This window comes from Exiguobacterium sp. SH31 (assembly GCF_001816105.1).
In the GTDB taxonomy this organism is placed as follows: domain Bacteria; phylum Bacillota; class Bacilli; order Exiguobacteriales; family Exiguobacteriaceae; genus Exiguobacterium; species Exiguobacterium aurantiacum_A.
This window is the reverse complement of record NZ_LYTG01000115.1, coordinates 1-5571: the sequence shown is the minus strand read 5'-3', so window position 1 is coordinate 5571 and position 5571 is coordinate 1. Positions and strand designations below refer to the sequence as shown.

5 protein-coding genes and 1 pseudogene are annotated in these 5571 nt (G+C 43.9%); 2 read left to right on the top strand and 4 right to left on the bottom strand.

Going from position 1 to position 5571, the window contains the following annotated elements:
• Positions 1-160 precede the first annotated feature (160 nt).
• The 4 genes and pseudogenes from A6395_RS15510 to A6395_RS15830 form a co-directional block, all read right to left on the bottom strand.
• Positions 161-655: a DUF7878 domain-containing protein gene (locus A6395_RS15510; RefSeq protein ID WP_071399722.1), complete on the bottom strand. Its 495-nt coding sequence runs from the start codon at positions 653-655 to the stop codon at positions 161-163.
• Complete coding sequence (locus tag A6395_RS15505) at positions 631-1551, bottom strand: SAR2788 family putative toxin (protein WP_071399721.1); 921 nt, start codon at positions 1549-1551, stop codon at positions 631-633. Before A6395_RS15505 ends, A6395_RS15510 begins: the two co-directional genes overlap by 25 nt.
• Positions 1548-2504: a S8 family serine peptidase gene (locus tag A6395_RS15500; protein WP_159429476.1), complete on the bottom strand. Its 957-nt coding sequence runs from the start codon at positions 2502-2504 to the stop codon at positions 1548-1550. Before A6395_RS15500 ends, A6395_RS15505 begins: the two co-directional genes overlap by 4 nt.
• Before the next feature lie 248 nt (positions 2505-2752).
• Positions 2753-4080: pseudogene (locus A6395_RS15830) on the bottom strand (IS3 family transposase).
• A gap of 123 nt (positions 4081-4203) precedes the next feature.
• Here A6395_RS15830 and A6395_RS16345 point away from each other — a divergent pair.
• A complete protein-coding gene (locus tag A6395_RS16345) occupies positions 4204-4713 on the top strand; it encodes a helix-turn-helix domain-containing protein (RefSeq protein ID WP_071398550.1) in 510 nt (169 codons plus the stop codon).
• Positions 4710-5552 (top strand): IS3 family transposase, encoded by an 843-nt coding sequence (locus A6395_RS16340; protein WP_370259235.1) that lies wholly within the window; start codon positions 4710-4712, stop codon positions 5550-5552. Before A6395_RS16345 ends, A6395_RS16340 begins: the two co-directional genes overlap by 4 nt.
• Positions 5553-5571: the final 19 nt, after the last annotated feature.

The following is a 5571-nucleotide window of genomic DNA, read 5'->3' as shown; positions in this document are numbered from 1 at the left end:
AAAATCGATAAGACTCGATATTATATTAAATAATGTTTTAAATGGTTTTAAAGGATTGTGTGTAATATTGATGGAGGTGTAAGTATAAAAAATTAGACAAATAAAACTCTTTGAGAAACCATTTTTTCCGGTTCTTCAAAGAGTTTTTGTATAAAATCTATTAACTGTATTCATTATCATCTGGGGCAAGAGTAAAAGGTATATGTTTTATGAACTTATTCATATCGATGCCATAGAAGTTCTCGATATCATTCTTCAAGCTACTTTCTAAATCTAATAGACTTTTAACCAGATAATCAAGGTCAAAAACATTATAAACATCAAGTTTTGCCCAGATTGACTTGATTCTACCTTTATCTGAGAAAGGAATCATCGAAATAATTGCTCCGTTATCATAGTCTGCATGTTCAACGGAGTAATAATGAAACTCAGGGGTAGAAGTTGAGCTCAAGTTTTCTTTCCATCTGTATAAAGATTTGTAGAATTCTAAAATAGGAAGTTCAGCTTGAAAATAAACTTCTTGATTGATTTCAATTGTGAAATCCGCTTCTACAGAGAGGATAGTAGGTACATTTCTAGCAGACTTATTGGAGATCGAATTACTATCACTGATAAAATCGTAGTTAAAAGTTACTTGACCGGGAATGCTGACCATATTTTTCCATCATATCCTATCACAATTCGAATTTTTGTTTCACCCTTAGTTCCAACTTTTCTACCCATACTTACATCAAATCTGAAGGATAGTTTTTCATTGTTATTAATTTGAAAGTTTGAGACTGAAACTTTTTGTAGAGCTTCTTTAATCCACGACTTAGCAGTTGCTTGACTGTTAGTGCTAAACTTGGCCCATGTTCCCGTGTGACTTTGAAGATGCTTACTCTTTACTACCAAACTCGGAACATTTTTAATTGCATTGCTCAACGCGTATTTTCCAAAAGCACTGATCAATGCACGTTGACCATACTTCTTAATAGCCCATCTAGCGCCCATTTGGAGAACGATAGCTAACACTGGAATTGCAGAAGCTTTTGCATCAATTGTATTGATATTATATACATCGTCACTGTCACGATCAATAAGAGTTGCTTTGAACTCTTCGCCTTCGATATCAGTAAAAGCAATATCATAAACTTTAGTAGTGTTTCCACCTTCTGAATTCGGTACTGTCTCAGTTACATACGTTTCACCAGTTTCAATATTTACATAAAACTCAGATGAAAGTTTTGTACTCCCATTGTCTAGTTGAGAGAAAACAGTCATTTCGTTATCAGACTCAGAAACAGTCATTTCAAAGTTCTCGTTATGAATGTTAAATTCATCTTCTACATCAACAGTATAGATGGTTTTTGAATCTTCTTCATACTCATTTTCAATGCTGTTTTCATAGTTGAATACGATTTCTTCATCACCTTCTTGAAGCGATTGAATAGAGTAATCGGATTCATCAGCTACCTTCACATTACCTTCTGCATTTGCTCCTTGTGACGGCGTCAATAACGCGCCGCTAGTAAAAACTACAAGTAGAAATTTAGTAAACCACTTTTTCATTTAGAATCCTCCAATATTTTTTTGTTAAGAGTTAGAATACGTGCTGTAGAGTTGTCTTTGCTTTTTGTAGAGACCAAGTACTGGTTGAGGACTGAGGATATTTGATTACCACGAACATAATCTTCTTTCAAAACGATTGAAGAAATCACTCCCGTGGCATAAGCACAAGCAAAAGAAGTCCCGGAAAAGGATTTGTAGTCTTTATCTTTAGAGGTAGAAACTACATCAATTCCTGGGGCAAAGTAGTCCACACCATTGATAGCTGAGGATTCATCAATTTGAAGTTCTTTATTGATAGAGCCTATTGAAATTACACCTTCGTAACTAGCAGGATAATCTACAAAAAGCCCCATATTATTCCCAGAAGATGCTACTACGATGATATTTTGCTTTAATGCTTCTTGGATGATCTTATGTAACTCGTCGTAGTCTTTGGTAAATCCAAAGCTAATGTTGATGATGTCGACCTCGTTATTTATACTCCATTTAATCCCTTCTACGACAGGTTCTAACTTACCCTCACCATTCTCATCTAATACTTTTACGTCATAGATAATTGGATTAGTTAGAATGCCTTGTATTCGTTCTCCTTGGCCCGCAACTAGTCCTGCAATCGCGGTGCCATGCCCGTAGTCATCGGACACAGCTTCTTCAGCCTTAGAAATTGCATTGTATTCTTCGAACTTTAAATCTTCTAAAGCAGGATGATCTTTATTAATACCGCTATCTAAAATAGCGATTTTAATGGGATCATCGTAAACAGTTGGATCATGTCCAACTATTTTGTCAGCCCAATTATTGAGGTGATTTGACGTGCTTTTAGTCTCGCTCTCTGGTCTAAAGAAAACAAAGAAAGCAAAAAGAGATGCAATTAGAACAAGCGTGATCTTAAATCTTATATAAACCACCTCTGCTTTAATATTGTTTAATACCTTACAAGGATAACAATTCAATAAAAGGTAAATCAACCCTTATTTTTAATTTTTTCCTTTTTTAAAATAATTATATAATATAAGTAATATATATTTACTCAATCTGATATATGTTTTTATTCAAGCAGAAAACACCTTCGATGCTAGCACATTTTAAAAGTGTACCACTCCGAAGGTGTTTTTATATTGTCTCAATAAAATTAGGGTAGCCCCGTCCAATTTGAACTGAGCCCCGTAAAATGGACAGTTTAATAAAAAGCCCGTATGTCCTATGCGGCGATTAGATGGCCCCGATATTGTTCCGGGGTCATCTTTTTTAGGTTCCACTGACCGCGTTCGCAGTTGTAATAGTTTATGTAGTCCCCGACCATTTCTCTGACCTGCTCGATTGATCCACACGATCGGTTGGTGACATAGTCCTTCAAATGGCCAAAGAATGATTCAATTGGTGCGTTGTCGAGACAGTTGCCTCGACGTGACATGGACTGGATCAGTCCAAGGCTGCGAACGAGTTGTTGGTAGTCCGGATGTGTATAGTGGAAGCCTTGATCCGAATGGATCATCGCCTCGGGATGCAGATTCCCTTGGAGGTGATCTTCAAGTTTTTCCATCGTCTGAAAGACGAGGTCCATGTGAAGGCTTGCGGACAGCTTGTGCGCCACGATCTCACGCGTGGCCACGTCCTTCACGCATGACAGATAGACGTTCTCGCCGGAGGCGATCGGGAGGTAGGTGATGTCGGTCACGAACACCTTTCCAGGCTCGCTCTGTCGGAACTGACGGTTCAACAGATTCGGCACGACGCGATGCTCGTGCGTCGCCTGAGAGAGCTTCCGATAAGGATTCATCCTCCGGATTTTGGTGACGATGTTATACTTGCGCATCAGTCGGAGAATCCGTTTGTGGTTGATCCGGACGCCGAGTGTCGCGAGCACCTCCATGTACAGCCCCCGATAACCGACTTTACCTTTATGGCTGTCGTGGATTTTCTTGAGGAGTGTCGCGTCTAGGTAATCACGCTCCTCCCGGAGGGACTCCGCCTCGGCACGGTTCAACCAGGCGTAATAGCCACTCCGGCTCACGCCGGCGATCTCACATAGTGGGCGGACGAGGTACTTCAGCTATGCGATGCGGATGACGGTGTTGATGGCCTGATATTTCGCTGCTGGTGTCAGTTCGTATGTTTCGCCTGCCCTTCTAACTTCTCTAGCTTTTTTAAGAGTTCATTCTCTGCCGTCAGGTACTTGATTCTTGCCTCTGCCTTCGCTAACCGTCTCTCCATCGACTCGTCTGTTTTCGGGCGTCCACCTCCCAGAGCCTTTCCACGTTTGTCGTTCAGGAGACCGTCTTCCCCGTCTTTTCGATATGTTCGGCGCCATCGTTCCAACGCGGACTTCGCCTTCCTGTTCCCAATTACCGTCAGGTCGAATCCAGCCTCCGTGAAGATCTGCCGGGGTCCCTTGCCGTCCATGTTTTCAAGCACGGCCTTTATTTTGAATTCACCGGTGTATTGGATCGAGCGTTCTGAAACCGACGAAACGTTCGGGTTCGACTCAAGCTGATCAATTTGATGGATATTGAAAATGATTTTGCTCATGGTTGTTTCTCCCGTCTAAATGAATAGGTTCATTATAGCGATTCGTGCGTATACGAAAAACCCCGAATGTGAACTGCCCCATAAAAGTTGGACATAAAAATCCAACTTTTATGGGGTGTTTTTATGGTCAAATTTACGAAGGCTTTCAAAATTCATGTGGCCGAACGCTACTTGACGGGCAAAGACGGATGCACAACGTTAGGAAAAGAGTTCGGGGTGGACCGTAAGAAAGTCAGTCAATGGGCACTCCTCTATGAGCGCTGGGGCGAGACGATCTTCAATCCGTCCTATACAGCCCACTCGCCGGCGTTTAAACTAAGGGTACTAAACGATATGGCGGACAACGGGCTGTCCTTGATCGACGCGGCCCTGAAGTACAGGCTGTCCTCTCCCGGGATGATCTCCAACTGGCGATCCACATACGAACGGGAGGGGCCCGAGGGCCTGGCCGCCAAGCCGAAAGGACGTGCCCCGATGCCGAGACGGAAGAAGCAGGAGCCCAAAGAGATGACGGAGGTCGAGAGGCTCAAGGAACGGGTCGAGTTCCTCGAGATGGAGAACGCAGCGTTAAAAAAATTGAAAGCCTTGGTTCAAGAAGAGGAAGCGCGACGAACGGGATCAAGGCCCAAGTGATCGACGAGCTACGGGCCACCTATCCTGTACCGGGGCTCCTTCAGGTGCTCGATATGGCTCGAAGCGTCTACTATTATTGGCGGACGCGCCTGACGGCCGATGACAAGTATGCGGACGTGAAGGAAGCGATCCGGACCCTCTTCCACGAACACGAAGGACGTTGTGGCTATCGGCGAATCCATGCGCTACTCGAGCGCCAAGGTTTCAGGCACGACCCGAAAACAGTGTTGCGTCTTATGGACGAGCTCGGTCTCAAGTGCCTCGTCCGCATGAAGAAATATCGTTCCTACAAGGGAGAGGTCGGAACGATCGCAGCGAACCTCCTCGAACGGGATTTCCAGGCCACAGGCCTAAACCAGAAGTGGGTGACCGATGTCACCGAGTTCCACCTTTTCGGGGAGAAACTCTATCTCTCACCGATGATGGACCTGGCAAACCGTGAAATCATCGCCTATACGATGTCAGATAAGCCTAAGTATCCATTCATCGGCGAGATGTTGGACCAAGCCATCGCGAGACTCGATAGCGATAGAAGGCCGATCCTCCATTCTGACCAAGGCTGGCAATACCAATTTCGAGCGTTCACGGCGAAGCTTCGCGAACACGGCATCACCCAAAGCATGTCCCGAAAGGGCAACTGTCTCGACAACGCGGCCATCGAGAGCTTCTTCGCCGTGCTCAAGTCCGAGCTACTCTATCTCAGGAAGTTCGAGGACATGGCTCATTTCAAACAGGAGCTCGAGCGCTACATCGAGTACTACAATCATCGTCGCATCAAGAAACGACTAAAAAACCTGAGCCCGGTGGAATACCGGACCCAGGTTCTCGAAGTCGCCTGACAAATTATTTAGTGTCTAA

Excerpts from the sequence above, each read along its gene's own strand:
- A6395_RS15510 (WP_071399722.1), bottom strand. The coding sequence starts at position 655 with ATGGTCAGCATTCCCGGTCAAGTAACTTTTAACTACGATTTTATCAGT.
- A6395_RS15505 (WP_071399721.1), bottom strand. The coding sequence starts at position 1,551 with ATGAAAAAGTGGTTTACTAAATTTCTACTTGTAGTTTTTACTAGCGGC.
- A6395_RS16345 (WP_071398550.1), top strand. The coding sequence starts at position 4,204 with ATGGTCAAATTTACGAAGGCTTTCAAAATTCATGTGGCCGAACGCTAC.